Genomic DNA, 23,696 nt, shown 5'->3' on the forward strand with positions numbered 1-23,696 from the left:
TGCGGCGGCCTGTTACGTTTTGCCTGCAATGTAATCCGGAATTTACCATGTCTCTCAAGATCTTAACCTCCACCGTCATTGGCCTTGAGGCGTTTCGTCAGGATCCGATCGGTGCGCTCTCCGCAGCGGAATCGGGCGCGGTCGCCGTATTCGATAACAATGCGCCGGTGCTGTATGCGGTCTCTCCCGATCGACTGGCGCAGCTGCTGGAGCTGGAGGCGGCGGCCAGGCAGCCGCAAAGCGACGTGGCGCTGGATGAGCAGCTCTATCATGACGCGGTGGCGCATCCGGCGACGGCGGTGCCGGCCGGTAAATTTATGATGTACGCCGGCTGGCGTCCCGACGCCGATTTCCAGCGTCAGGCCGCCATCTGGGGCATTGCGCTCAGCGAGCCGGTAACCCCCGCGGAGCTGGCCTCTTTTATCACCTGGTGGCAGGCTGACGGCCGCCCTTTTCATCACGTGCAGTGGCAGCAGAAGCTGGCGCGCAGCGTGCAGCAGAGCCGGGCGGCGAACGGCGGACGCGCGCAGCGCGACGTCAACCAGCTGCCTGAACCCGATCAATCGATCCCCGATGGTTTCCGAGGTGAATAATGAAAACGCCCGCTGAGTTATTTAACCGTCTGCACCGGCTGATGCCCGACCATATCAAACCGAAGTTTCAGAACGGAGAAGAGCTGCTGGCCTGGAACCAGGAGCAGGGACGGCTGCGTTCGGAGTCGATCGCGCGCGAAAACCGCGCCATGAAGATGCAGCGTATCCTCGGGCGTTCCGGCATCCGCGAGCTGCATATGAACTGCTCGTTCGACAACTACCGCGTGGAGAACGACGGCCAGCGCAAAGCGCTGGAGCAGGCGCGCCGCTACGCGGATGAGTTCGATCAGGGTATCGCCAGCTTTGTTTTCTCCGGCCGCCCCGGCACCGGCAAAAACCACCTGGCGGCCGCGATCGGCAACCACCTGATCCTGCGCAGCAAAAGCGTACTGATTGTCACCGTCGCCGATCTGATGTCGATTATCAAAGGCTCATTCAGCGGCGGCGACCGCACCGAAGAGCATCTGCTGCACGATTTCAGCACTGTCGATCTGCTGGTGATCGATGAGATCGGCATGCAGACGGAATCACGCTATGAAAAAGTGATCATCAACCAGATTGTCGATCGCCGCTCCTCCTCAAAGCGTCCTACCGGCATGCTGACCAACCTCAATCATGCGGAGATGGTCAAGCTGCTGGGCGAGCGCGTCATGGACCGTATGCGCCTCGGCCAGAGCCTGTGGGTCTCCTTTAACTGGGAAAGCTATCGCGGTCGCGTGGTCGGCAACGAATATTGATCCCGCGGCGCCTCCGGCAGCAGAGGCGCCTGCCGCGCTATTCCTCATCTTTCTCCCTTTCTCTGCGCCCGCCGGCGGCCTGTGGCAAGCCGCATCTTGTTGCGCGGCCGCCGTTATCTTATCCAACAGGGAGATCGCGTCGTGCTTCGCACGCCTTGTACTGCCACATTTTCGTCAATTATTGTAAGGTAGAGACTCACCTGCCAGGCTGCCGCCTCGTCTGCGCCCGGTGTCCCCCATAAAATAAGAGTATCGGGACACCTTTCCCGGCGTCGCGATCATGCGGCCTGTTTCGTTGCTGCTATTGGGATGGTTATGGCTTCTCCTGCTGATCCGCGGGCGGAATCGCTGTTACAGCACCGCTCGTTCGTTGCGTTTTGGCTGGCGCGCACCTGCTCCAGCTTTGGTTTCCAGATGTTATCCATTATTGTCGGCTGGCAGATCTACGCCATCACCGGCAAAGCGTTCTATCTTGGCCTGATTGGGCTGGTGCAGTTCCTGCCTTCCGTCACGCTGGCGCTCTGGGCGGGCCATATCGCCGACCAGCGTGACCGTCGCCGCGTCGTTTTCTTTTCTCAGCTGGTGGAGTGGCTGGCCATTGTGGCACTGACGGCGCTGACCCTGCTGCACCACAGCGAGGTCTGGACCATTCTTGGGCTGGTGTTCGTGTTGTCGGTGGCGAAAGTGATGGAAGCGCCGGCAATGCAGTCGATGCTGCCGGCGCTGGTGCCGCCGCGTCTGCTGGCGCGCGCCACCGCTGCCAGCGCGGTCGGCGGCCAGGCGGCGATGATTATGGGCCCGGCGCTGGGCGGCCTGCTTTATGTGGCGGGCGCTTCAGTGGTCTATATGGTCACCGCGCTGCTCTATCTGATCTCCATTGTGATGGTCAGCCGCCTGCGTTATGAACAGGCGCCGCCGCCACGCACGCCCGCCACGCTCTCCACACTGTTTGCCGGGGTGCGCTTTATTCGCGAGCGCCCCGATGTGCTGGGGGTCATTTCGCTCGATCTTTTTGCCGTGCTGCTGGGCGGCGCGACCGCGCTGCTGCCGATCTACGCGCAGGATATTCTGCACACCGGGCCGCTGGGTCTCGGGCTGCTGCGCGCGGCGCCGGCGGTGGGCGCGCTGCTGGTCGGCTTCTGGCTGAGCCACCGTTCGCTGGAGCGCAACGTTGGTATGATCATGTTTATCTCCGTCGCGGGTTTCGGCGCGGCGACGCTGGTGTTCGCGCTCTCCTCGCAGCTCTGGCTTTCGATGCTGGCGCTGTTCGCCACCGGCGGCTTCGATATGGTCAGCATGGTGATCCGCGGCGCGCTGGTACAGCTGGATACCCCTGATGAGATGCGCGGACGCGTTAACGCGGTCAACTCGATCTTTATCAACACCTCCAATCAGCTGGGCGAGTTCGAATCGGGCATGCTCGCCGCCTGGCTGGGCACGGTGCCGGCGGCGGCCATCGGCGGCATCGGCACGCTGGTGGTGGTCGGGCTGTGGATGCACTGGTTTCCGGGGCTGCGTCGTCGCCAGCGCCTGGAAAATGAGGTGGCCTGATGATCGTTCGCCCTCACCAACACTGGTTTTTCCGCCTCTTTGTCTGGCACGGCTCGGTGCTGCCCGATATTTTATTTCGCCTGAGCCTGAACCTCGTGATGTCGGTCATCGCGGTCATCTGCCTGCAATGGTATGAGCAACTCGGCGTGCGCCTGACCACCGCGCCTTTCAGCCTGCTGGGCATCGCCATCGCTATCTTTCTCGGTTTTCGCAATAACGCCAGCTACGCGCGCTACACTGAGGCGCGTCAGCTGTGGGGGGCGCTGCTGATCACCCAGCGCTCGCTGCTGCGTCAGGTCAAAAGCGTGCTGTCCGACGAGGCGGAAATTCAGCAGTTCAGCCAGATGTTGATCGCTTTCGCCTGGAGTATGAAGCACCAGCTGCGGCACACCGACGGGCGCGACGATCTGCGTCGTCTGGTGCCGGCGCGTTATCTGGCGCAGGTGGAAAACAGCCCGCAGCCGACCAACCGGCTGCTGCTCTGCATGGGTGACTGGCTGGGCGAGCAGCGCCGCGCCGGCCGGCTGAGCGACGTGCTTTACAGCGGCATCGACGCCAATCTGAACCGACTGTCGGACGTGCTGGGCGGCTGCGACCGTATCGCCAATACGCCGATTCCCTTCGCCTATACGCTGATCCTGCACCGCACGGTCTATCTGTTCTGTTCGCTGTTGCCGTTCGCGCTGGTGCCCGATCTCCACTACCTGACGCCGCTGGTATCGGTATTTATCTCCTACACCTTCCTGTCGCTGGAGTCGCTGGCGGAGGAACTGGAAGATCCCTTCGGCAGCTCGCCTAATGATTTGCCGCTCAACGCCCTGTGCAACGGCATCGAGATTATCCTGTGCGAGATGATCGATCGCCCTGGCCCGGAAAAAATGCGTCCGGACGGCAACTGTATGTTGACCTGAACCGCGTGCCGCCGGTCTGGCGGCACGCGATTGATAACGATCAACGGGTTAGCCGCGCGTTCTCCCACGTTCTCCCCTTTGCCTGGCGTTGCCGCTCAATGGTTTAGTCACGTTTATGGTTAACGGCAGGTGATTATTTATCATTGCCTGCGTTAATATTACGTTCTGACAGAGTTTCGTTGCGTACCGCCGCGTTGTTTATGCCACGCCAGCACATATTTTACGAAAGACGCATTGTAAATTCCCTAAAGCAAGTCTTAACCATGCCGATAGCAGGAGTATCTTCCTTTCTTCCGTTATCAAGGTGAGCTATGAGCAGTCTGGCGGCGTGGACTTCAGGGTTTAATAATCTGAGCGTGGGTAAGAAGCTCACCTCAGGCTTTGCATTGGTATTGTTTATCTGCCTGGTGGTGGCCGGCGCCGGTATTCGCGGTTTTTCCACTATTGGCGAAAACGCGCAAAAACAGCAGCTGGTGGTGCAGATGGTGCAGCAGCTGAATCAGGCGCGCCTCAATCGGACGCTTTTCCAGTTTACCGGCGAAAGCCAGTACGGCGAAAAGAACGCACAGGCGTTACAGCAGCTGCGTCAGCTGACGGAAACCCTTGAGACCCTGACGTGGCACCCGGAAGGCCAGGCGATGCTGACGACGGTCAGGCAGGGAATGGAAAATTATCTCGGCATGCGCGAAACCTTTGTTCAGGCGCTACAGCAGCGTAATACGCTGTTGCAGCAGCTGCGTACTGATACGCTGGCGGGTTACGGCCGTCAAAGCGAAGCGTTAAGCCGTCAGAACAGCGATACTGGCGCGGCGTTGGCCGCTTCCCGGCTGGACGTGGCTATTCAGCGCGTTATTAACCTGTGGCCCGCTTTTATCGCGCAGCCGGATGAGGCGCGTAAAGGGGATATCGTCACCGCGCTCAGCGCGGTAACGGAGCGCAGTGCGCTGCTGAAAAGCAGCGTGCAGGGCGACGACGCCAGCTGGGTCGCGGGGGTAGCGACAGAAGCCGCGCGTTTACATGACGCGCTGGAGAATTTCCAGAACGTGTTTGCGCATCAACGCGAACAGTCGACGGTGCTGACCGCCGCCGCGGAAAAGCTGAATACGGCAGTGAATGCGCTCTATCAGTTCCAGACGGAGCAGGCGGCAGGCACCATTACCGAAGCCAGCGCCATCATGTATATCGCCGTGGCGCTCGGGGTGCTGGCAGGCCTGCTGATCGCCTGGCGCATTACGCGCAACATTACCTATCCGCTGCGTGAAACGCTGCTGGTGGCCAATAAGATCGCCTCCGGCGACCTGACGGCGAACATCAATACCGAGCGGGGCGATGAGCCTGGCCTGCTGATGCAGGCGGTAGGGCGTATGAACCAGAACCTGCAGGAGATCATTCTGCAGGTGCGCCAGGGGGTGGATAACGTGGCACGCGCCTCGGCGGAAATCGCCGCCGGCAATATTGATCTCTCTTCGCGTACCGAGCAGCAGTCGGCGGCGGTGGTGGAAACCGCCGCCAGCATGGAGCAGCTTACCTCTACCGTGAAGCAGAACGCCGATAACGCGCATCAGGCGAGCCGTCTGGCGCTGGAAGCATCCGATAACGCCGGACGCGGCGGCAAAATTGTGCAAGACGTGGTGGTTACGATGGAAGACATCAGCGCCAGTTCACGCAAGATCGCTGACATTATCAACGTGATCAACGGCATTGCTTTCCAGACCAACATTCTGGCGCTGAACGCGGCGGTGGAAGCAGCGCGCGCCGGCGAGCAGGGCCGCGGCTTTGCGGTGGTGGCAGGCGAAGTGCGCAGTCTGGCACAGCGCAGCGCCACGGCGGCGCGCGAAATTGAAACGCTGATCAATGAAGCGGGGCAGAAGGTCGATAATGGCTCGCGGCTGGTCAGCAGCGCCGGGCAGGCGATGGATGACATCGTGCGCTCTGTCTCTCAGGTGAGCGGCATTATGAACGAGATCGCCAGCGCCTCCGAAGAGCAGAGCCGCGGCATCCTGCAGATTGGCCAGGCAATGACCGAGATGGATACCACCACGCAGCAGAACGCCGCGCTGGTTGAAGAGTCCTCCGCTGCCGCCTCGTCGCTGGAAGATCAGGCGCGACAGCTGGAACAGACGGTGGCCGTGTTTAAAACCGCGCAGCGCGGCTTTGAGCGCAGTCCGACAGTCAGCGCGCCGCGTCCGCGCGTGCTGACGCCGACGCCGGCCGCGGCGACCGCCTCACAGGGGGGCTGGGAACAGTTCTGAGCCTCAGGCGTGAGCAGATAAGATAAAAAACCCGGCCTCTCCGCCGGGTTTTCTGTTTTTATGCCCGCGCCTTAGTCGTTGGCTACCGCCTTCGCCAGCGCGTCAGGCTCCATCGGCGCCGCCGCCTGCACCAGCGAATCGCGGGTAATTTCCGCGATCGAGCGCGCGCCGGTCAGCGTCATCGCCACGCGTATCTCTTTTTCAAACAGGTTCAGCAGATTGTTGACGCCCGCCTCGCCCGCCGCCGCCAGCGCATAGAGAAACGCGCGGCCCAGCAGCACGGTATCCGCGCCCAGCGCGATCATGCGCACCACATCCAGCCCGCTGCGTACGCCGCCGTCCGCCAGGATCGCCAGTTCGCCCTTTACCGCGTCGGCGATGGCGGGCAGCGCGCGCGCCGAGGAGAGTACGCCGTCCAGCTGGCGGCCGCCATGGTTCGATACCACGATACCGTCCGCGCCGAAACGTACCGCGTCGCGCGCATCCTCCGGGTCAAGGATGCCTTTGATGATCATCGGCCCCTTCCAGAAATCGCGGATCCACTCCAGGTCGCTCCACGAGATCGAAGGGTCAAAGTTATTGCCCAGCCAGCCAATGTAATCCTCCAGGTGGGTCGGCTCGCCGCGGTAGGCGGAGATATTGCCAAGATCGTGCGGGCGGCCATGAATGCCGACATCCCAGGCCCACTGCGGATAGAGCGCTGATTGCAGATAGCGGCGCATCGCCGCGTTCGGGCCGCTCATACCGGAGTGCGCATCGCGATAGCGCGCGCCCGGCACCGGCATATCGACGGTAAACACCAGCGTCGAGCAGCCCGCCGCCTGCGCCCGCTCCAGCACGTTGCGCATAAAGCCGCGATCGCGCAGCACATAGAGCTGGAACCACATCGGGCGCTGCATCGCCGGAGCGACCTCTTCAATCGGGCAGAGCGACACGGTGGAGAGCGTAAAAGGAATGCCCTTTTTATCCGCCGCGCGCGCCGCCTGTACCTCGCCCCGACGCGCATACATGCCGCACAGGCCGACGGGCGCCAGCGCCACCGGCATCGATAGCGTCTCGCCGAACAGCTGCGTTTCCAGGCTCAGCGAGGACATATTGCGCAGAATGCGCTGGCGCAGCGCGATTTGCGCCAGATCGTCGCTGTTGCGTTTCAGGGTGTACTCGTCATAAGCGCCGCCGTCGGCGTAGTGAAACAGAAACGGCGGCACTTTGGCTTTCGCTGCGGCTCGGTAATCTTTTGCTGATGAGATAATCACGGTAGTCCTCGCTTACGCTTTACTGTCCGGAATGCGCATACTGCGCGCCCGTCGCGCCTCTTCCTCATGCAGGTTGCGCATGGTGGCGTCGACAAATTCAAGGTGGTGGATAGTGACGCTGCGCGCCCGTTCGGCATCGCCGGCGATAATCGCCTGACAGATCGCCTGATGCTGCACCGCCAGCTGCTGGAAAATCTCCGGCGCGGTGTACATCCGCTGACGGCTCTGCATCACCGACGACTGCAGCAGATCGAACAGGCCGCGCATCGCCTGCAGCAGCACCAGGTTGTGGGCGGCCTCGGCGATCGCCAGATGAAAGCGCACGTCGGAGTGGGCAGCCAGGTCGGGATCGTCGCGATCGCTGACCTGCAGCATCATCTGATAGCAGCGCTCGATATGCGCTTTGTCTTCCGGCGTGGCGCGGCGCGCGGCGTGCCACGCCGTGCTGGATTCAATGGCGATGCGCGCCTCCAGCACGTCGTAGCGGTAGCCGGGGTCGTCCGCCAGCAGGGTGCTGAGCGGCATCACCAGCCGCGACGCCGACCAGTCCGCCGGGCGTTCGGCAATAAAGTTGCCGCCGCCGCGCCGGCTGATCAGTACCCCTTCGCTGATCAGTTTCTGCAGCGCCTCGCGCAGCGACGAGCGGGAGACTGTCAGCTGCTGCGCCAGCTGGCGCTCCGCCGGCAGCCGTTCGCCCGGCTGCAGCCGCTGCTCGTCAATAAAAGCCCTCAGGCGTTGCGCCAGGCTCTCCGCCAGGCGTTGTTCTTCATGCATTACGGGATCATCCACGGGAAAACCCAGGCCTGCAGCGAAGTGATAATCCCCACGATGCAGGTGAAAATCAGGCTGTGCTTAACGGTAAAGCGGAACAGGTCGGCCTCTTTGCCGACCAGCCCCACCGCGGCGCAGGCGATAGCGATCGACTGCGGTGAAATCATTTTGCCGGTAACGCCGCCGGTGGTGTTGGCGGCGACCAGCAGCACCTCCGGCACGCCGATCTGCTGCGCGGTGGTCGCCTGCAGGGCGGCGAACAGCGCGTTAGAGGAGGTATCGGAGCCGGTGAGGAATACGCCCAGCCAGCCGAGGAACGGTGAAAAGAAGGTGAAGGCGTTGCCGGTATGGGCCAGCGCCAGCGCCAGCGTGGTAGAGAGGCCCGAATAGTTGGAGATAAAGGCGAACGCCAGCACCGCGCCGATGGAGTAAATCGGCAGCGCCAGCTCGCGCAGGGTTTCGCCAAAGGCGCTTATCGCCTGCGCGGGGCGCATGCGCAGCCAGATCACCGACAGCAGCGCAGCGATAAAAATTGCCGTGCCGGTGGCGGAGAACCAGTCGAGCTTGTAGATAGCGGCGTAAGGCGTGGCGGTGGCGACCACCGGCGGCATCTTGATCACTTGCTGATGCAGGAACGGCACGGCGAAAGAGAAGACCCAGTCATACAGCGCGCCGCCGGGTGCGAACAGCGCCTTAAACGGCGGAATGCTCCACAGGGTGACGGTCAGCGTCAAAAACAGGAACGGCATCCAGGCGCGCATCACCTGCGCCGCGCTGTAGCGCTCGACGCGCTGCGGTTCGCTGCTTTCCTCCTCGCCAGCAAAGCGGAAAATGCGCGCCGGCTTCCAGACGCGCAGGAACAGCGTCAGGCAGAGCAGGGAGACCAGTGCGGAGATCACGTCCGGCAGCTCCGGGCCGAGGAAGTTGGAGGTCAGGTACTGGGCGATGGCGAAAGAGCCGCCGGAGACCACCACTGCAGGCCAGGTCTCTTTCACCCCGCGCCAGCCATCCATGATCGCCATGACCCAGAACAGCACGATCATGGTCAGGAACGGCAACTGGCGCCCCGCCATCTGGCTGATCGCCATTGCATCCACGCCGGTGACCTGGCCGGCGACGATAATCGGAATGCCCATCGCGCCGAAGGCGACCGGCGCGGTGTTCACAATCAGGCAAAGCCCGGCGGCGTAGACCGGCTTAAAGCCCAAACCGACCAGCAGCGCGGCGGTGATCGCCACCGGCGCGCCGAAGCCGGCGGCGCCTTCCAGAAAGGATCCGAAGGCGAAGCCGACGATCAACATCTGCAGGCGTTGATCTTCGGTAATCGACAAAATGGAGTTGCGAATGATGCCAAACTGGCCGGTTTTCACCGTAATTTTATACACGAACACCGCGGCGACGATAATCCAGGCGATAGGCCACAGACCGTAGAAGAAACCGTAAACGGCGGAGGCGAGCGCCTGGTCGATCGGCATACGGTAGAACAGCAGCGCCACCGCCAGCGCGATCAGCACCGTGATGGTGCCGGCGAGATAGCCTTTCATCCGCAGCCGCGTCAGCGCGAAAAAGAAAAAGAGAATGGGAAGCGCCGCAATCAGGCTCGACAGCCAGATATTATCGAGCGGATCGTAAAGTTGCTGCCAGTTTTGCATGATCCTGATTCTCCAGAAGAGTGCCTGCCTGTAAACGGCAGCGGTCGGGGAGCGCCGCAGTCAGACAGCACGCAGCCGCAAGGCTGGTCAGACCAAAAAGCGCGTAAATGTTAAAGAATTGTTTATCTTGTGCGGGGATGAATGCAATCTTTCGCTAAAGCTTTCATTTGAGGCTGGAAGATTTGTCACAAACAACAGGTTTTGGTAGGACCAATTTCGCGGGCGTGCAGGCGGCAAAGCGTTTAGCGCCGCTGAAGCGGCCAGCGGGCGGTAGCATCAGGAGCGCCATGAGGCCGCGAAGAGCTGTTTCGTGGCGTCAGCCGGTTATCGCATGGCGGAGCAGGAGAGCCCCCGCTAACGAAAAAGGGGCGTTAAAGCTCACCATCGCACGGCGGAAGGGGCATTAAGTATTGCCATCGCACAGCGGGAAAGGGGGATAAAGACCGCCATCGCATGGCAGAAAGCGCATTAAGTATTGGCATCGCACAGCGGGAAAGGGGCGTTAAAGACCGCCACCCCAGGGCGGCTAGATAGTAATATCGTAAGCGCGCGTCGAGCCGTTAGAGTCCGATTGCCCGCCAGCAGTATAAAGCCCGGGGGCCGCCGCCGTTTTATCTATCGCGCAGGTTAAATGGCGCGCTCGCTGCAGATGCATCTCCAGCAGCTGGCGGGTTTGCTGGTTCATTTCGCTGGCCCGTTTAATCATCGGCAGCATGACGCTCCACTGTGCGGCCAGCGCAGGCTGCGGCTGATAGGGGGCAAACAGCTGCAGACGATCTTCCTGCTGTTTCCGCTGTTCGTCATGCCAGGCGACAGTCGCCAGCAGGCGGCTTTTCATATCGGAAAGGTGCTGAAGGGAAACCGGATGGATAGTCGCGCCGCTGAGCTGTTTGATCTCTTCGGCCAGCACGCCATCCAGTTCACTGAGCGTTTCCTGCAGCCTGGTTAAGGTGGCCTGTAAACTCTCCATGAGCGCCTCTGTCACCCCTCTTCAAGGATATTTCGCAGCAGCGCGTCGGCGATTTTATCGGCATCCATCTGTAGTTCGCCGTTGCGCATCGCCTGTTTAATCTTTTCGACGCGCGCGCTATCCACATCCTGAGCGCTCTCTTCTTTAATATGCTGCATTAATGCGCTGAGTTTAACGTCGGTGCCCTGTCGCAACGCCGCTGCGCTTTTTGTCGCGCCGTCCGCCGGGTTGCGTTGCGTGAGCTTCACTTCCTGCTGAATTTGGGCGGGCGTAACAGCTTGCGTTTTCAGCGTCTGGTTAATGCTCATTGTTTGTTCTCCGAACCCTGTGTATTCGACATCTTGCCGTTATTATCAATATCGGTACTTTCCCGGATAACTAAAGCTGAAACTACAAATTTATCCGCACGCTGCCGTCGTGATTTACGCTGCCGCTGACCAGCTGCCCGGTTTTCATGCGTACCCGTACGGCATCCTCCACCGCGCCATTATCCAGCGCTTTGCCTTTGGCATAGATATGAAAGCCGCTGCCGTAGGCGATAACCTCCACCTCGTCGCCGCGGCTGACGCGCCAGCGTTTACGCAGCTGGCTTTGCGTCAGCGGCTGACCGGCGCGCACCGCGCGGGTTAACACCGCGCCTTCGACGCCGTCCGGCTGTGTCATTACGTCGTCCGGGAGGTTAGCCAGTGAGCCGCTGCGCTGAACAATATCCTGCGCGATCAACAGGCTGCCCGCTTTCAGATCGCGCGCTGCGGTCCACCAGCGGCCTTCCGCCTCCACCCTGATCGGAATAAAGTGTTTTTTATCGCCGCACTGTGCCACCACTGTTCTGTTGCCGGTCAGGCGCTGGCTGCCGCTTAGCGTAAGATGCGGCTCGTCACAGAGCGCAGCGTGTTTCTCTGCCGCGTTCAGCAGCGTCGCCCGGCGCACTACCCCCACTTCATGACCCTTGCCGTTCAACAGCGCGTTAATTTTTTTCGTCAGCGCCGTATGATTAACCTGGGCTGAAGCGGTAAAAGGAATGAAAAATAAAAGTAATAATTTTTCACGCCAGCGACTAAATACATTTTTCATGCTCTTCCGCATTGGCAGCTATCATTAATAATAAAAGTTATCCCCTTTTTATGTGCGCCAGTGTAGCGCTAACCTGACAAAAAATAATGGCGTGAAATAGCAACGCTTTTGTCAATAATTAGCGCGATTGCAGGATTGATTATTATTAGTTGGCTATAAGCTATAATATTTGTCTTATTTTTGCGGTATAGATTATTTCCGATCCCCTTTATAGTCCTCTGCGTTAATCTCCATTAAAAAGGCCCGTCTTGTCATGATGGATAAACTCGATAAGGCACTCTATTTTCAGCAGGAAGCGCTGAGTTTACTCGCCCGCAGGCAGGATATTTTAGCGTCGAATATCGCTAATGCCGATACACCGGGTTATTTAGCCAGGGATATCGATTTTTCTCAGCAGCTTAAACAGGCGGTCAGCCAGCAGCGCAGCCGGACTGAGCCTTTGACGCTGAATCTGACCGCCGCCCGGCATATTCCGGCGGCCGGCGGCGGCGGCGATCGCAGCGATTTACTTTATCGCATTCCGGATCAGCCCAGCGCTGACGGCAACACCGTTGATATGGATCGCGAGCGGGTGAATTTCGCGGACAACAATATCAAATATCAAACCAGCTTAACCATTCTCAGTTCCCAGATTAAAGGAATGATGAGCGTGATCGGTCAGGGTTAAACGTTATGTCTTTATTCAGCATCTTTGATATTTCCGGCTCCGCCATGACGGCGCAGTCGAAGCGCCTGAACGTCAGCGCCAGCAATATGGCGAATGCTGACAGCGTCGTCGGGCCGGACGGCGAGCCCTGGCGCGCGCGTCAGGTGGTGTTTCGCGTCAATCCGGCGCTCGGTCAGGAGATCGGCGGCGTGCAGGTGAGCGACGTGGTGGAGAGCAGCGCTCCGGCGCGGCTGGTGTATGAGCCAGGTAACCCGCTGGCGGACGCGCGCGGCTACGTGCGCATGCCGAACGTGGATGTGGTGGGCGAAATGGTCAATACCCTTTCCGCCTCGCGCAGCTATCAGTCCAACGTAGAAGTGTTGAATACCGCCAAAGCGCTGATGCTGAAAACGCTGACGCTGGGACAATAAGGAGAGTTGCCATGGCCGTTTCGCCCGTGACCAGCCAATACAACGCCGCCAGCAGCAGCGGCGGTTCGTCAATTGAAGATATCACTAACAATTTTATGAACCTGCTGGTGGCGCAGATGCAAAACCAGGATCCCACCAACCCTATGGATAACAATCAGCTCACCTCGCTGATGGCGCAGTTTAATACGGCGGCGGGCGTGCAGCAGCTGAACGGTTCGCTGAATAACGTTGGCCAGCTGGTCATCGGCATGCAGCAGATGAACGCCGCGCAGTGGGTAGGGCGTGGCGTCTATATCGAAGGCGATAGCAGCATCGCCAGCGGCGACGACACTCTGGCGTTCTCCGTCAGCAACGATGTCGACAAGGTCAACGTGGTGCTGACCGACAGCGCCGGCAACAGCTATACCGCTGAGCTGAAGGATATCAAAGCGGGCGTGCATAAATACCGCTTCGACGAACTGACCGGCTTTCAGCCGGCGACGCCGGAGATGGGCGACGGCAAGGCTTATAAAGTCACTTATACCGCCGCCAGTGAAGATGGCGGCGCGCCTAAAATCGTCTCCCTGAAACACGGCAAAGTGGAAAGCGTCGCCTTTACCCTTAGCGGCGCGGTGCTGCAGCTGGGGCTGGGCGGCAGCGCCACGCTGAGTGAAATCTATCTGATTGAATAAGTGCTGTTTTAGTGATGAATATTAGCGACCAGGAAGGTTACGTATGAGTTTTTCACAAGGTCTTAGCGGACTGAACGCGGCATCGCAGGCGCTGGATGTCGTCGGTAACAATATCGCCAATTCCCAGACCGTGGGCTTTAAATCGGGTGCCATCTCCTTCGCCGATGTCTTTGCCGGATCGCAAATCGGCATGGGCGTACAGGTGGCCGGGGTGAGGCAGAATTTTAGCGACGGCGTGCTGGGCCAGGGCAACAGCAGCCTCGATATGGGGATTCAGGGGAACGGCTTTTTCCGCCTGGTCAGCGAAGCGGGCCAGGTTTTCTACAGCCGCAACGGCCAGTTCAAAACCAATGAGAACGGCTATATCGTCAACGATATGGGAATGCAGCTCACCGGCTATCAGGCAACCGGCACGCCGCCGGCGATCCAGCCGGGCGCCGCCGTTGGCCCGATTCAGATCCCTACCGGCCAGATGCCGGCACACGCCTCCGACGGCGGTACGATGAAAGGCAACCTCGATTCCGGCGCGGAGCCGATCGCCGCCGATATCGCCTTCGATCCGAACGAGAGCAACAGCTACAACGCCGTAACCCAGGTAGACGCCTACGATAGCCTCGGCAACCGCCATACGGTGAATGTCTACTTTGTGAAAACCGGCGATAACGCATGGAAAGTCTACACCCATGACACCACCGCGCCGGTCACCGACGCCGCTGGCGAGCCGCAGTATCAGCAGATGGATCTCGCTTTCGACAGCGCCGGCCAGCTCACTACCAATCCGGCCAGGGTCAGCATTGTCAGCTCCGCCTGGAACGGCGCGCAGGCGCTCAATTTCGAACTCGATATGACCGGTATGACGCAGCAGGCCACCGACACCGCGATGGACAGCCCCAGCACTACCGGATATCCGCCAGGCTCGATGAACGGCTATACCGTCGGCGACAACGGCCAGATTATTGCCTCCTACAGCAACGGCCAGCAGCAGCTGCTGGGCCAGGTGGTGCTGGCAAACTTTACCAACGCCGGCGGGCTCGCCTCCAGCGGCAATAACTGCTGGACCGAAACCCCCGCCTCCGGGCAGCCGGTGGTCGGTGTGGCCGGCACCGGTAACCTGGGCAACCTGTACGGCAATAAGGTCGAGGCGTCCAACGTGGATCTGAGCAAAGAGATGGTCAACATGATCGTTTACCAGCGCAACTACCAGTCCAACTCGCAGTCGATCAAAACCCAGTCTGAGCTGCTGCAGACGCTGGTGAATCTCGGTTAACGGCGGATAAAAGATGGATCGCGCAATTTATACCGCCATGGGCGCGGCGAGCGCCGCGCTCAACCGTCAGGCGGTAACGGCAAATAATCTGGCGAACGTCTCCACTAACGGCTTTCGCGCTCAGCTTACCGCGTATCGCGCGGTGCCGGTCAACGGCCCCGGCGACGCCACACGCGTACTGGTTACCGAATCGACGCCCTACAACGACGACACCATGGGCACTGTCAATCAGACCGGCCGCAGCCTGGACGTGGCGATGCCGCAGAATGGCTGGCTGGCGGTACAGCTGCCGGACGGCGGCGAGGCCTACACGCGCGACGGTAATATCGAGGTCGACAGCGAAGGGCAGCTGCGCGTGCGGGGCTACCCGCTGATCGGCGACGGCGGCCCGATCGCCATTCCGCCGCAGGCGCAGATCACTATCGCGCCGGACGGCGCCATCACTGCGCTGGGCGCCGGCGATGAGGCGACCGCGCTGGCGCTGGTCGGGCGGCTGAAAATGGCCACGGCGCAGCCGCATCTGCTGCGCAACGGCGATGACGGCCTGTTCCATGTCGATCCCGCGCAGCAGGCAAACCCGGTGCTGCCCGCCGATCCTGCGCTGCGGCTGATGCCCGGCGCGCTGGAGAGCAGCAACGTCAGCCCGGTAAAGGCGATGGTGGAGATGATTGCTACGGCGCGCGGCTTCGATATGCAAATGAAAGTGATCTCCGCCGTCGACGACAACGAAAAGAACGCTAATCAACTGCTTAGCATAAGTTAATCACCGGCAAGGAGAAGCCTCTTATGATGCGTGCCTTATGGATTGCCAAAACCGGTCTGGAAGCGCAACAGACCAATATGGACGTCATTACCAACAACCTGGCGAACGTCAGTACCAACGGCTTTAAGCGCCAGCGCGCGGTGTTTGAAGATCTGCTGTATCAAACCCTGCGTCAGCCGGGCGCGCAGTCGTCGGAACAGACGACCATTCCCTCCGGGCTACAGATCGGCACCGGCGTGCGTCCGGTGGCGACGGAGCGCATCCACAGCCAGGGCGGCCTGACGCAAACCAATAACGCGAAGGATGTCGCCATCAGCGGCCAGGGCTTTTTTCAGGTGCTGCTGCCGGACGGCACCACCGCCTACACCCGCGACGGCGCGTTTCAGAACGATCAGAACGGACAGCTGGTGACCGCCAGCGGCTACCCGATTCAACCGGCGCTGACGCTGCCGCAGGATGCCGGTACGCTGACCGTCGGCAGCGACGGGTTAGTCAGCGTGACGCTGGCGGGGCAGACTGCGCCGCAGCAGATAGGACAGCTGACGCTGACCACCTTTATCAACGACTCCGGGCTGGAAAGCATCGGCGAAAACCTCTACCGCGAAACCCAGTCCTCCGGCGCGCCGAATGAATCCACGCCGGGACTGAACGGCGCGGGCACGCTGAAACAAGGCTATGTGGAAACCTCCAATGTCAACGTGGCGGAAGAGCTGGTGACGATGATCCAGACGCAGCGCGCCTATGAGATCAACAGCAAAGCCGTCTCCACCTCCGATCAGATGCTGCAGCGGCTGGCGCAGCTCTGATGGCTGCGGGAGCCGGCGTCGGGCCGCGCCCGCTCCCGGCGGGACTTACTTTAGTGAATACCATGATAAATCCGTCTCATTTTACGCCATCTTTTTGCGCCGCCGCTGGTGCTTCCGGCCGCCTGACGGCGCTGGCGCTGCTCGCCGCGCTGCTGACCGGCTGCGCCGGCATTCCCCATAAGCCGTTGGTCGACGGGGTCACCAGCGCCAGCCCGACGCCGCCCCGGTTGAGTGAGGTCAACGGATCGATATTTCAGGCTGGCCAGGCGATGAACTACGGCTATCAGCCGCTGTTTGAAGATCGCCGTCCGCGCAATATTGGCGATACCCTGACCATCCTGCTGCAGGAAAACGTCAGCGCCAGCAAAAGCTCCTCGGCCAACGCCACCAAAGGTGGCTCGGTGGGGCTGGGCTTCAACGCGATGCCGCGCTTTATGAGCGGGCTGTTTGGCGGCGATCGCGCCGCCACCGCCATCGAAGGGGAAAATGCGTTCGCCGGCAAAGGCGGCGCGGCGGCCAGAAACGCCTTCAGCGGCACCATCACCGTCACCGTTAAGCAGGTGCTGGAAAACGGCAACCTGCTGGTAGTGGGCGAAAAGCAGATCGCAATTAATCAGGGCACCGAATTTATCCGCTTCTCCGGCGTGGTCAATCCACGCACCATCAGCGGCAGTAACACGGTGATCTCCACGCAGGTGGCGGACGCGCGCATCGAATATGTCGGCAGCGGCTATATCAACGAAGCGCAGCAGATGGGCTGGCTGCAACGCCTGTTCCTTAACCTTTCACCTTTCTGACAGGCCGATTATGAGAACGCCATTTTATCGCTTCTGTCTGTATGCCTGTCTTAGCCTGGCCGCGCTGCTGGCGCCGGCCAGCCATGCGGAGCGCATTCGGGATCTCACCACCCTACAGGGCGTGCGCAGCAACTCGCTGCTCGGCTACGGGCTGGTGGTCGGCCTCGACGGCACCGGCGACCAGACCATGCAGACGCCGTTTACCACCCAAAGCCTGAGCAATATGCTGTCGCAGCTGGGCATCACGGTACCGCCCGGCACCAATATGCAGCTGAAAAATGTCGCGGCGGTGATGGTGACGGCGGAGCTGCCGCCCTTTGCCCGCGCGGGTGAGAAAATCGATGTCGTGGTCTCTTCAATGGGCAATGCCAAAAGTCTGCGCGGCGGCACGCTGCTGATGACGCCGCTGAAAGGGGTGGATAATCAGATTTACGCGCTGGCGCAGGGCAACCTGCTGGTGTCGGGCGCGGGCGCGCAGAGCGGCGGCAGCCGGGTGCAGGTCAATCAGCTGAACGGCGCGCGCATCAGCGGCGGCGCCACGGTAGAGCGCGAAGTGCCGACCCTGTTCGGCAGTGAAAACCTGCTGCGGCTGCAGCTGAACCAGGAAGATTTCACCCTTGCCCAGCGCATCAGCGATGAAATCAACCGGCGCTACGGCGGCGGCACGGCGATGCCGGAAAACGCGCGCGTGATCAAGCTGTTCGCGCCGATCGGCAATGCGGAGAAAGTGCGTTTTCTCGCCGATATCCAGAACCTTAGCATTAAAACCGGGCCGATGGAGGCGCGGGTGATCGTTAACTCGCGTACCGGCTCGGTGGTGATTAACCGTCACGTGACGCTGGATGCCTGCGCCGTGGCGCAGGGCGATCTCTCGGTGGAGATATCGCGCAGCAATCAGGTCAGCCAGCCTACTACGCCGCTGGCGGGCGGTCAGACGGTAGTGGTGCCCGATACGCAAATCGCCTTGCGCGAGCAGGGCGGTGCGCTGCAGCGCGTCAACACCAGCGCCGATCTGAACGCGGTGATCAGAGCCCTGAACAGCCTGGGCGCGACGCCCAACGATCTGATGTCGATTCTGCAGTCGATGAAAAGCGCCGGCTGCCTGAACGCGAAGCTGGAGATGAACTGATGAAAGAGGCCGCCATGATGTCGGGCGCCGCGTTCGACGCGCGCGCGCTGGAAAAGCTGAAGCAGACGGCGAAGCAGGATCCGCAGCGCGGCCTGCGCGCCGCCGCGCAGCAGATGGAGGGGCTATTCGTGCAGATGATGCTGAAAAGCATGCGCGCGGCCAGTTTCAAAGATGGCCTGTTCAATTCGCAGCAGTCGGAGATGTTCACCGCCATGTACGATCAGCAGCTGTCGCAGGACCTGGCGGCGCAGGGCCAGACCGGCCTCGCCGACCGGCTGGTGCAGCAGCTGGGCGGGACGGCTAATGGCGTCAGCCGCCCGGCCAGCCCGATGGCGGGCGTGCCGCCGCTGACGTATCAACGTGCAACGGCACGCCCGCCGCTGTCGACGCTTGCCGCCTCCGCCTCAGGCATGCCGGACGGCGCCCAGACGGGCGGCTTTATCTCCCGCCTGCTGACGCCGGCGGTGGAGGTCTCGCGCCGCACCGGCATCCCGCATCAGCTGATCCTGGCGCAGGCCGCACTGGAGTCAGGCTGGGGCAACCGGGAAATCCGTCAGCAAAACGGGCAGCCGAGCTATAACCTGTTCGGCATTAAAGCGACGCCGGACTGGAAAGGCGCATCGACCACGATCACCACCACGGAATATATCAACGGTGTAGCGCGCAAGGTGAAAGCGGCGTTCCGCGTGTACGCCTCCTATGCCGAAGCGCTGCACGATTACAGCGCATTGCTGACGCGCCATGCGCGCTATCAGCCGGTGATGCAGGCGAAAACGCCGGAGCAGGCTGCGCAGGCGCTGCAGCAGGGCGGCTACGCCACCGATCCGCAGTACGCTAAAAAACTGATCGGCATCATGCAGCAAATAAAAAATAATATTGAAAAGACGGCCAGCGCCTATAAAAACGATCTCTCTTCATTATTTTGATACCGGCGTTTTAGTAAATTTACGACGCGCCGATAGATATATTAATGCACCACCAAACATCTATTTCCTCAGAAATTACGCATAGACAGAACGCAGGTGATTTATGAATCTCATGTACCTGGCGCAAAGCGGCCTGAGCGCGGCACAGTCGTCGTTAAATGTCGTAGGCAATAACCTGAATAATGCCTACACCCCGGGCTATAGCCGTCAGAATATCGTGCTGGGCCAGGCGGGCGGTAAAAATACCAGCTACGGCTTCTTCGGCTATGGCGTTCAGGTAAACGGCGTGCAGCGCGCCTATGACGGTTTTATTAATAATCAGCTGCGCAGCGCTAAAACGGAATATAGCGCACTGGCCGGCCGCTATGAGCAGCTTAAGCAAATCGACAATATGCTGGGCGATAAAAGTAATAATATTTCTACGTCGATTAACAATATTTTTGGCGCGCTGGAGAAAATCAGTAGCGACCCGGTTAGCATGGCGGCACGCCAGGAGGCGATGGCCGCTTTTGAGGCGACCGCCTACCAGTTCCGCACAAATTCACGCACCCTGAACGGGCTGGAAAAAAGCACTAATACCCAGATTACGCAAACCGTTGAGGATATTAACGCCTGCGCTAAAGAATTGGCGACGGTCAACGCCGCGCTCTATAAAAGCAGCGCGCAATCGGGCGGACAGCCGGCCGATCTGCTTGACCAGCGCGATCAGCTGTTAAGCACGCTCAGCGGGCTGGTGGGCATCAAGGTGGATGAAAACCGCGCCACCGGCGAGGTTAACGTCACGCTTTCCAACGGCCTGTCGCTGGTGAACGGCGACAGAACCTGCCAGTTCGCCACCTCCCCCTCCGCCGCCGATCCGGCAAAAATCGAAGTCTCCTACATCGATGCCGCAGGCAATGCCATCAGGCTGGATGAAAACAAAATCAGCACCGGCAAGCTGGGCGGCCTGTTCGCCTTCCGCAATCAGGATCTGGTCGATGCCCGTAACCAGCTTAATCAGCTGGCGCTGCAGATGGCCAACCGCTTCAACGAGGTGAACAGCGGCGGTTACGATCAGAACGGCGTAGCCGGCGGCGATATTTTCACCCTCGCCGATCCGGTGGCGCTGGTAAACCGCAATAACCAGGGCGACGCGACGCTGAATATCCGCTTCGGCGATATCACGCAGGTCAGGGTGCAGGATTACAGCGTGATCTATCAGGGGCCGGGCGCGAATGACTGGCTGGTCACCGACGGCAGCGGCCAACCGGTGCCGACCACCTTCGATGCCGACGGTAAGTTACATTTCGACGGCCTGGTGATGGCGCCGCAAGGCGTGCCGGAGGCGGGTGATAGCTTTATTTTCAACTCCGCCGGCGGCGTTGCGGAAAATCTTGAGGTGGCGCTGACGGATGGCGATCGCATCGCCGCCTCCAGCTCCGACAATCCTGCTGAAGAGAGCAATAACGAAAATATCAAACAGCTGATTGCGATTAAAGAGCAGGCGTTGATCGGCAAGGCGACCTTAACGGAAGCCTACGCCAGCCTGGTCAGCGCCGTCGGCGCGACCGTCAGCTCGCTGAAAAGCAATGGTGAGGTGGCTGCTAACGTTTATGACGATCTGGAGCTGCAGCAGCAGAGCATTTCCGGGGTCGATCCGATGGAAGAGTTCGTGAAGCTGCAGATGTTTACCCAATATTACCAGGCCAATACGCAGGTGCTGCAAACGGCTACCACGATTTTTGATGCGCTGTTAAGCGTGCGTTGATCGGCGGAACCCGTTCGTAAAGGACAGTGAACCATAACGCAAAAGGAAAAGAAGATGCGGCTTAGCTCACTTTATATGTATCAGCGTCAGATGGACAACATGTCATCCAGCCTGGGAAAATTTAGCGACATCTCCGCGCGTCTTGCGGCCAACCAAATGCTGCTGAAACCGTCGGACGATCCGGCCGGGGCATCGCAGGCGGTGATCTACCAGAACGCGCTGGCGAAAATCGAACAGTATGAAACCGCGCGCCAGTATGCGCAGGACGCGCTGGGCCAGCAGGATAATGTCCTGAACGCTATCGCTTCTCTGGTGACCAAAAACCTGTCGGAAAAGATCGTCGCCGGCGGCAACGGTGCCTACAGCGACGAAGATCGCGTCGCGCTGGCCGAAGAGCTGGAAGGCATCCGAAATACCCTGCTGGATCTCGCCAACAGCCGCAACAGCAATGGCCGTTATATTTTTGCCGGCTATAACACCGGCAGCCAGCCGTTTACCGAAGAGGGCGTCTACGTCGGCGGCAGCAGTCCGATGGTGCAGCGCGTGGCGGACAGCACGGAGATGCAGGTCAGCAATACCGGTAAAGATGTGTTCCTTTCCGGTACTGAGCATGATCTTTTTAAGGCGCTGAATAGTGCGATCGCTGCGCTAAACCAACCGACAGGCGACGATGAAAGCCGCGAAGCGCTGCAGGCGACGCTGGATCAGACCACTATCGCCATCAAAAAAAGCATCGATAACCTCGGCAAGCTGCAGGCGGGCGTAGGCACCAGTCTGCAGCAGCTGGAGACGCTCGGCATCAGCGCCGATACGCACAAGATCGATATCGTCAGCAGCCTGGAAGATACGCTGGGCACCGGTCTGGACAATCTCAGTACGCTTGTCACCCAGGCGAAAATGTCGGAGTTCGCACTGAACGCTTCTTTTATGGTTTTTCAGTCGATGCAGCAAATATCACTTTTCAACATGCTGAAGTAGCGCGGAACAGGGGAAAAAAAGAGGGGGGCGTCACCACAGGAATAACGTTGTAAGTCAATGACAGTACAGGATAAATCAGGGCAGACGGATTAAGGATAATCTATGCTTAAAAATATAAAAATTGCGACAGGCATCAACGCCACCGTTTTCACGTTAGGTTTTTTATTACTCACTATGGTCTGTTTCGGCTATTACAACGCCTCACAGTCTAACCTTCGCTTTAAACATCTCGCTTTAACCAGCGAAAAGTTCAACCAGCTCAATACGGCGGTCCATGATATCAACGGATCGCTGGAGCAGGTCTATCTGCTGACGTTTCTCTCCAGTCAGGGAGAGCCGCTGAACCAGGAGGCGATCGCCACGGCGCAGCGCGCCATTGCCAAAGCGGAACAGGGGCTGCATAGCCTTGAGGCGTCGGACGGCGATAGCGGGATGCAGGTGCTGAAGGAGCATGCTGCTACGCTGCTGAGCCTGATCCACGCGCGGCTCGACCATGTCGGCAGCCCACAGCGGCTGCTGAGCGAGATGAATAAGATCGCCGCCGCCCGGGACGCCTTCGATGCCGATCTGGCGCGCTACGGCGCGCAGTTCAGCCGCGTTGTTGACGGTCAGGAGGAGGAAGCGCAGGCACATCATCAACGCTTTATCACGGTGGCGATTGCCGCAGGCGTCATCTCGCTGGGGCTGGTGAGCGCCATGCGTCTCTGGCTGCGGCGCGAGCTGTTCCAGCGGCTGGACAACACGGTGAAAACCTTCCAGGTCATGGCGTCGGGCAAGCTGGACCAGGCGATCGATATCGGCACCGATAACGAAATCGGCAAGATGTTCGCCGAGCTGGAAAAGCTGCGTCAGTGGGTGACTCAGACGGTCTCCGGCATTCGCACCGGCGTGGGCGCCATTAACGCCTCGGCGCAGGAGATTGTCCACGGCAATAACGATCTCTCTTCGCGTACCGAACAGCAGGCTTCCGCGCTGCAACAGACTGCCGCCAGCATGGAAGAGCTGAAAATCACGGTGCGCCAGAACGCCGACAACGCCCATTCGGCGCGGCAGCTGGCCGAGAGCGCCAGCGGCAACGCCCGCAACGGCGGCGAAGTCATGGCGAGCCTTGATGAGATCATGCGCAAGATAATCGACAGCTCGCGGCAAATTGCGGATATCAACGGTGTGATCGACAGCATCGCCAACCAGACCAACATCCTGGCGCTAAATGCCGCCGTGGAAGCGGCGCGCGCGGGTGAACAGGGGCGCGGTTTCGCCGTGGTGGCCGGCGAGGTACGTAATCTGGCTAAACGCAGCGCCGACGCGGCGAAAGAGATCCGCACGCTGATCAATACCTGCGTAACCGATATGCATAACGGCTCGCAGGAAGTGGAGCAGGCCGGCACGGCAATGGAGCAGATTATTCAGTCGGTCATGCAGGTAACCGACATTATGTCTGAAATCGCCTCTGCCTCAGATGAGCAAAGCAGCGGTATTAATCAGATTGCCCAGGCGGTCAATGAGCTGGATTTAGTGACCCAGCAAAATGCCACCATGGTCGAGCAGGCGGCGAGGGCGGCGGAAAATATGGAAATCCACGCGGAACAGTTAGGAAATATGGTCGCCCATATCAAACTGCAGGATCAGGAGCCGGCTATCCGTCTGGAGAATAAGCGTCCGCCGGTGGCGGCCGATTTAAAGGAAAACAGCCGCAAAGAAACTGCGCTGGATCAATTTAATGCGCAAGAGGATTGGGAAAGTTTTTAAACAGCCTTTTCCGCCTCAC

General features: G+C 60.0%; 23 protein-coding genes. 17 read left to right on the forward strand and 6 right to left on the reverse strand.

Going from position 1 to position 23,696, the window contains the following annotated elements; all coding sequences use genetic code 11:
• Window positions 1-47 precede the first annotated feature (47 nt).
• From dnaT to C2E15_RS22170, 5 genes are all read left to right on the forward strand, one after another.
• A complete protein-coding gene (gene dnaT / locus C2E15_RS00335; protein WP_104955637.1) occupies window positions 48-593 on the forward strand; it encodes a primosomal protein DnaT in 546 nt (181 codons plus the stop codon).
• On the forward strand, window positions 593-1,330 hold the full coding sequence (dnaC, locus tag C2E15_RS00340) for a replicative helicase loader DnaC (protein ID WP_104955638.1): 738 nt from the start codon (window positions 593-595) through the stop codon (window positions 1,328-1,330). Before dnaT ends, dnaC begins: the two co-directional genes overlap by 1 nt.
• Before the next feature lie 315 nt (window positions 1,331-1,645).
• Window positions 1,646-2,881: an MFS transporter gene (locus C2E15_RS00345; RefSeq protein WP_104959027.1), complete on the forward strand. Its 1,236-nt coding sequence runs from the start codon at window positions 1,646-1,648 to the stop codon at window positions 2,879-2,881.
• The gene (locus tag C2E15_RS00350; RefSeq protein WP_104955639.1) at window positions 2,881-3,792 is read left to right on the forward strand and encodes a bestrophin family protein; all 912 of its coding nucleotides are present in this window, start codon (window positions 2,881-2,883) and stop codon (window positions 3,790-3,792) included. The genes C2E15_RS00345 and C2E15_RS00350 overlap by 1 nt, the downstream gene beginning before the upstream one ends.
• A gap of 311 nt (window positions 3,793-4,103) precedes the next feature.
• Window positions 4,104-6,044 carry a methyl-accepting chemotaxis protein gene (locus C2E15_RS22170; protein WP_104955640.1) on the forward strand — a complete coding sequence of 647 codons (1,941 nt, stop codon included), beginning with the start codon at window positions 4,104-4,106 and terminating at the stop codon, window positions 6,042-6,044.
• A gap of 71 nt (window positions 6,045-6,115) precedes the next feature.
• On the opposite strand, the gene lldD is transcribed toward C2E15_RS22170, so the two are convergent.
• The 6 genes from lldD to flgA all read right to left on the reverse strand — a co-directional run bounded on the left by lldD (window position 6,116) and on the right by flgA (window position 11,767).
• The gene (gene lldD / locus C2E15_RS00360; protein ID WP_104955641.1) at window positions 6,116-7,300 is read right to left on the reverse strand and encodes an FMN-dependent L-lactate dehydrogenase LldD; all 1,185 of its coding nucleotides are present in this window, start codon (window positions 7,298-7,300) and stop codon (window positions 6,116-6,118) included.
• A 12-nt stretch (window positions 7,301-7,312) separates the two neighbouring features.
• A complete protein-coding gene (gene lldR / locus C2E15_RS00365) occupies window positions 7,313-8,074 on the reverse strand; it encodes a transcriptional regulator LldR (protein ID WP_048786607.1) in 762 nt (253 codons plus the stop codon).
• Window positions 8,074-9,723 (reverse strand): L-lactate permease, encoded by a 1,650-nt coding sequence (gene lldP, locus C2E15_RS00370; RefSeq protein ID WP_104955642.1) that lies wholly within the window; start codon window positions 9,721-9,723, stop codon window positions 8,074-8,076. The genes lldR and lldP overlap by 1 nt, the downstream gene beginning before the upstream one ends.
• A 526-nt stretch (window positions 9,724-10,249) precedes the next feature.
• Window positions 10,250-10,693, reverse strand: coding sequence for a flagella synthesis protein FlgN (locus C2E15_RS00375; RefSeq protein WP_104955643.1), 444 nt, complete (start codon window positions 10,691-10,693; stop codon window positions 10,250-10,252).
• Between the two features lie 11 nt (window positions 10,694-10,704).
• Window positions 10,705-11,001, reverse strand: a complete 297-nt coding sequence (flgM, locus tag C2E15_RS00380) for a flagellar biosynthesis anti-sigma factor FlgM (protein WP_104955644.1) — start codon at window positions 10,999-11,001, stop codon at window positions 10,705-10,707.
• Window positions 11,002-11,083: 82 nt separating this feature from the next.
• Complete coding sequence (gene flgA / locus C2E15_RS00385; protein ID WP_167391811.1) at window positions 11,084-11,767, reverse strand: flagellar basal body P-ring formation chaperone FlgA; 684 nt, start codon at window positions 11,765-11,767, stop codon at window positions 11,084-11,086.
• Between the two features lie 253 nt (window positions 11,768-12,020).
• Between flgA and flgB the strand changes: the two genes are divergently transcribed.
• From flgB to C2E15_RS22175, 12 genes are all read left to right on the forward strand, one after another.
• A complete protein-coding gene (gene flgB / locus C2E15_RS00390) occupies window positions 12,021-12,434 on the forward strand; it encodes a flagellar basal body rod protein FlgB (protein WP_104955646.1) in 414 nt (137 codons plus the stop codon).
• A 5-nt stretch (window positions 12,435-12,439) separates the two neighbouring features.
• Complete coding sequence (gene flgC / locus C2E15_RS00395; protein ID WP_104955647.1) at window positions 12,440-12,844, forward strand: flagellar basal body rod protein FlgC; 405 nt, start codon at window positions 12,440-12,442, stop codon at window positions 12,842-12,844.
• A gap of 11 nt (window positions 12,845-12,855) precedes the next feature.
• Window positions 12,856-13,515, forward strand: a complete 660-nt coding sequence (locus C2E15_RS00400) for a flagellar hook assembly protein FlgD (RefSeq protein WP_104955648.1) — start codon at window positions 12,856-12,858, stop codon at window positions 13,513-13,515.
• Between the two features lie 43 nt (window positions 13,516-13,558).
• On the forward strand, window positions 13,559-14,782 hold the full coding sequence (flgE, locus tag C2E15_RS00405) for a flagellar hook protein FlgE (protein WP_104955649.1): 1,224 nt from the start codon (window positions 13,559-13,561) through the stop codon (window positions 14,780-14,782).
• 13 nt (window positions 14,783-14,795) lie between these two features.
• Window positions 14,796-15,545 (forward strand): flagellar basal body rod protein FlgF, encoded by a 750-nt coding sequence (locus C2E15_RS00410; protein ID WP_104955650.1) that lies wholly within the window; start codon window positions 14,796-14,798, stop codon window positions 15,543-15,545.
• Between the two features lie 23 nt (window positions 15,546-15,568).
• Window positions 15,569-16,351 (forward strand): flagellar basal-body rod protein FlgG, encoded by a 783-nt coding sequence (flgG, locus tag C2E15_RS00415; protein ID WP_104955651.1) that lies wholly within the window; start codon window positions 15,569-15,571, stop codon window positions 16,349-16,351.
• Window positions 16,352-16,413: 62 nt separating this feature from the next.
• The gene (locus tag C2E15_RS00420; RefSeq protein ID WP_104959028.1) at window positions 16,414-17,148 is read left to right on the forward strand and encodes a flagellar basal body L-ring protein FlgH; all 735 of its coding nucleotides are present in this window, start codon (window positions 16,414-16,416) and stop codon (window positions 17,146-17,148) included.
• A 10-nt stretch (window positions 17,149-17,158) separates the two neighbouring features.
• Window positions 17,159-18,277, forward strand: a complete 1,119-nt coding sequence (locus C2E15_RS00425) for a flagellar basal body P-ring protein FlgI (protein WP_104955652.1) — start codon at window positions 17,159-17,161, stop codon at window positions 18,275-18,277.
• Window positions 18,277-19,203 carry a flagellar assembly peptidoglycan hydrolase FlgJ gene (gene flgJ, locus C2E15_RS00430; protein WP_104955653.1) on the forward strand — a complete coding sequence of 309 codons (927 nt, stop codon included), beginning with the start codon at window positions 18,277-18,279 and terminating at the stop codon, window positions 19,201-19,203. Before C2E15_RS00425 ends, flgJ begins: the two co-directional genes overlap by 1 nt.
• 103 nt (window positions 19,204-19,306) lie before the next feature.
• Window positions 19,307-20,950 carry a flagellar hook-associated protein FlgK gene (gene flgK, locus C2E15_RS00435; RefSeq protein ID WP_104955654.1) on the forward strand — a complete coding sequence of 548 codons (1,644 nt, stop codon included), beginning with the start codon at window positions 19,307-19,309 and terminating at the stop codon, window positions 20,948-20,950.
• Window positions 20,951-21,004: 54 nt separating this feature from the next.
• Complete coding sequence (gene flgL / locus C2E15_RS00440) at window positions 21,005-21,928, forward strand: flagellar hook-associated protein FlgL (RefSeq protein WP_104955655.1); 924 nt, start codon at window positions 21,005-21,007, stop codon at window positions 21,926-21,928.
• Between the two features lie 102 nt (window positions 21,929-22,030).
• The gene (locus tag C2E15_RS22175) at window positions 22,031-23,677 is read left to right on the forward strand and encodes a methyl-accepting chemotaxis protein (RefSeq protein WP_104955656.1); all 1,647 of its coding nucleotides are present in this window, start codon (window positions 22,031-22,033) and stop codon (window positions 23,675-23,677) included.
• The last annotated feature ends 19 nt before the right edge of the window (window positions 23,678-23,696 follow it).

This window comes from Mixta gaviniae (genome assembly GCF_002953195.1).
Lineage (GTDB): Bacteria > Pseudomonadota > Gammaproteobacteria > Enterobacterales > Enterobacteriaceae > Mixta > Mixta gaviniae.

What these genes read in the sequence shown, in the direction of transcription:
- C2E15_RS22170 (WP_104955640.1), top strand. Translation starts at nt 4,104, where the DNA reads ATGAGCAGTCTGGCGGCGTGGACTTCAGGGTTTAATAATCTGAGCGTG.
- lldR (WP_048786607.1), bottom strand. Translation starts at nt 8,074, where the DNA reads ATGCATGAAGAACAACGCCTGGCGGAGAGCCTGGCGCAACGCCTGAGG.
- C2E15_RS22175 (WP_104955656.1), top strand. Translation starts at nt 22,031, where the DNA reads ATGCTTAAAAATATAAAAATTGCGACAGGCATCAACGCCACCGTTTTC.
- flgE (WP_104955649.1), top strand. Translation starts at nt 13,559, where the DNA reads ATGAGTTTTTCACAAGGTCTTAGCGGACTGAACGCGGCATCGCAGGCG.
- dnaC (WP_104955638.1), top strand. Translation starts at nt 593, where the DNA reads ATGAAAACGCCCGCTGAGTTATTTAACCGTCTGCACCGGCTGATGCCC.
- flgC (WP_104955647.1), top strand. Translation starts at nt 12,440, where the DNA reads ATGTCTTTATTCAGCATCTTTGATATTTCCGGCTCCGCCATGACGGCG.
- C2E15_RS00375 (WP_104955643.1), bottom strand. Translation starts at nt 10,693, where the DNA reads ATGGAGAGTTTACAGGCCACCTTAACCAGGCTGCAGGAAACGCTCAGT.
- C2E15_RS00350 (WP_104955639.1), top strand. Translation starts at nt 2,881, where the DNA reads ATGATCGTTCGCCCTCACCAACACTGGTTTTTCCGCCTCTTTGTCTGG.
- flgG (WP_104955651.1), top strand. Translation starts at nt 15,569, where the DNA reads ATGATGCGTGCCTTATGGATTGCCAAAACCGGTCTGGAAGCGCAACAG.
- C2E15_RS00425 (WP_104955652.1), top strand. Translation starts at nt 17,159, where the DNA reads ATGAGAACGCCATTTTATCGCTTCTGTCTGTATGCCTGTCTTAGCCTG.
- flgM (WP_104955644.1), bottom strand. Translation starts at nt 11,001, where the DNA reads ATGAGCATTAACCAGACGCTGAAAACGCAAGCTGTTACGCCCGCCCAA.
- lldP (WP_104955642.1), bottom strand. Translation starts at nt 9,723, where the DNA reads ATGCAAAACTGGCAGCAACTTTACGATCCGCTCGATAATATCTGGCTG.
- C2E15_RS00420 (WP_104959028.1), top strand. Translation starts at nt 16,414, where the DNA reads ATGATAAATCCGTCTCATTTTACGCCATCTTTTTGCGCCGCCGCTGGT.
- C2E15_RS00410 (WP_104955650.1), top strand. Translation starts at nt 14,796, where the DNA reads ATGGATCGCGCAATTTATACCGCCATGGGCGCGGCGAGCGCCGCGCTC.
- flgL (WP_104955655.1), top strand. Translation starts at nt 21,005, where the DNA reads ATGCGGCTTAGCTCACTTTATATGTATCAGCGTCAGATGGACAACATG.
- flgB (WP_104955646.1), top strand. Translation starts at nt 12,021, where the DNA reads ATGATGGATAAACTCGATAAGGCACTCTATTTTCAGCAGGAAGCGCTG.
- flgJ (WP_104955653.1), top strand. Translation starts at nt 18,277, where the DNA reads ATGAAAGAGGCCGCCATGATGTCGGGCGCCGCGTTCGACGCGCGCGCG.
- flgA (WP_167391811.1), bottom strand. Translation starts at nt 11,767, where the DNA reads ATGAAAAATGTATTTAGTCGCTGGCGTGAAAAATTATTACTTTTATTT.
- flgK (WP_104955654.1), top strand. Translation starts at nt 19,307, where the DNA reads ATGAATCTCATGTACCTGGCGCAAAGCGGCCTGAGCGCGGCACAGTCG.
- C2E15_RS00345 (WP_104959027.1), top strand. Translation starts at nt 1,646, where the DNA reads ATGGCTTCTCCTGCTGATCCGCGGGCGGAATCGCTGTTACAGCACCGC.
- dnaT (WP_104955637.1), top strand. Translation starts at nt 48, where the DNA reads ATGTCTCTCAAGATCTTAACCTCCACCGTCATTGGCCTTGAGGCGTTT.
- C2E15_RS00400 (WP_104955648.1), top strand. Translation starts at nt 12,856, where the DNA reads ATGGCCGTTTCGCCCGTGACCAGCCAATACAACGCCGCCAGCAGCAGC.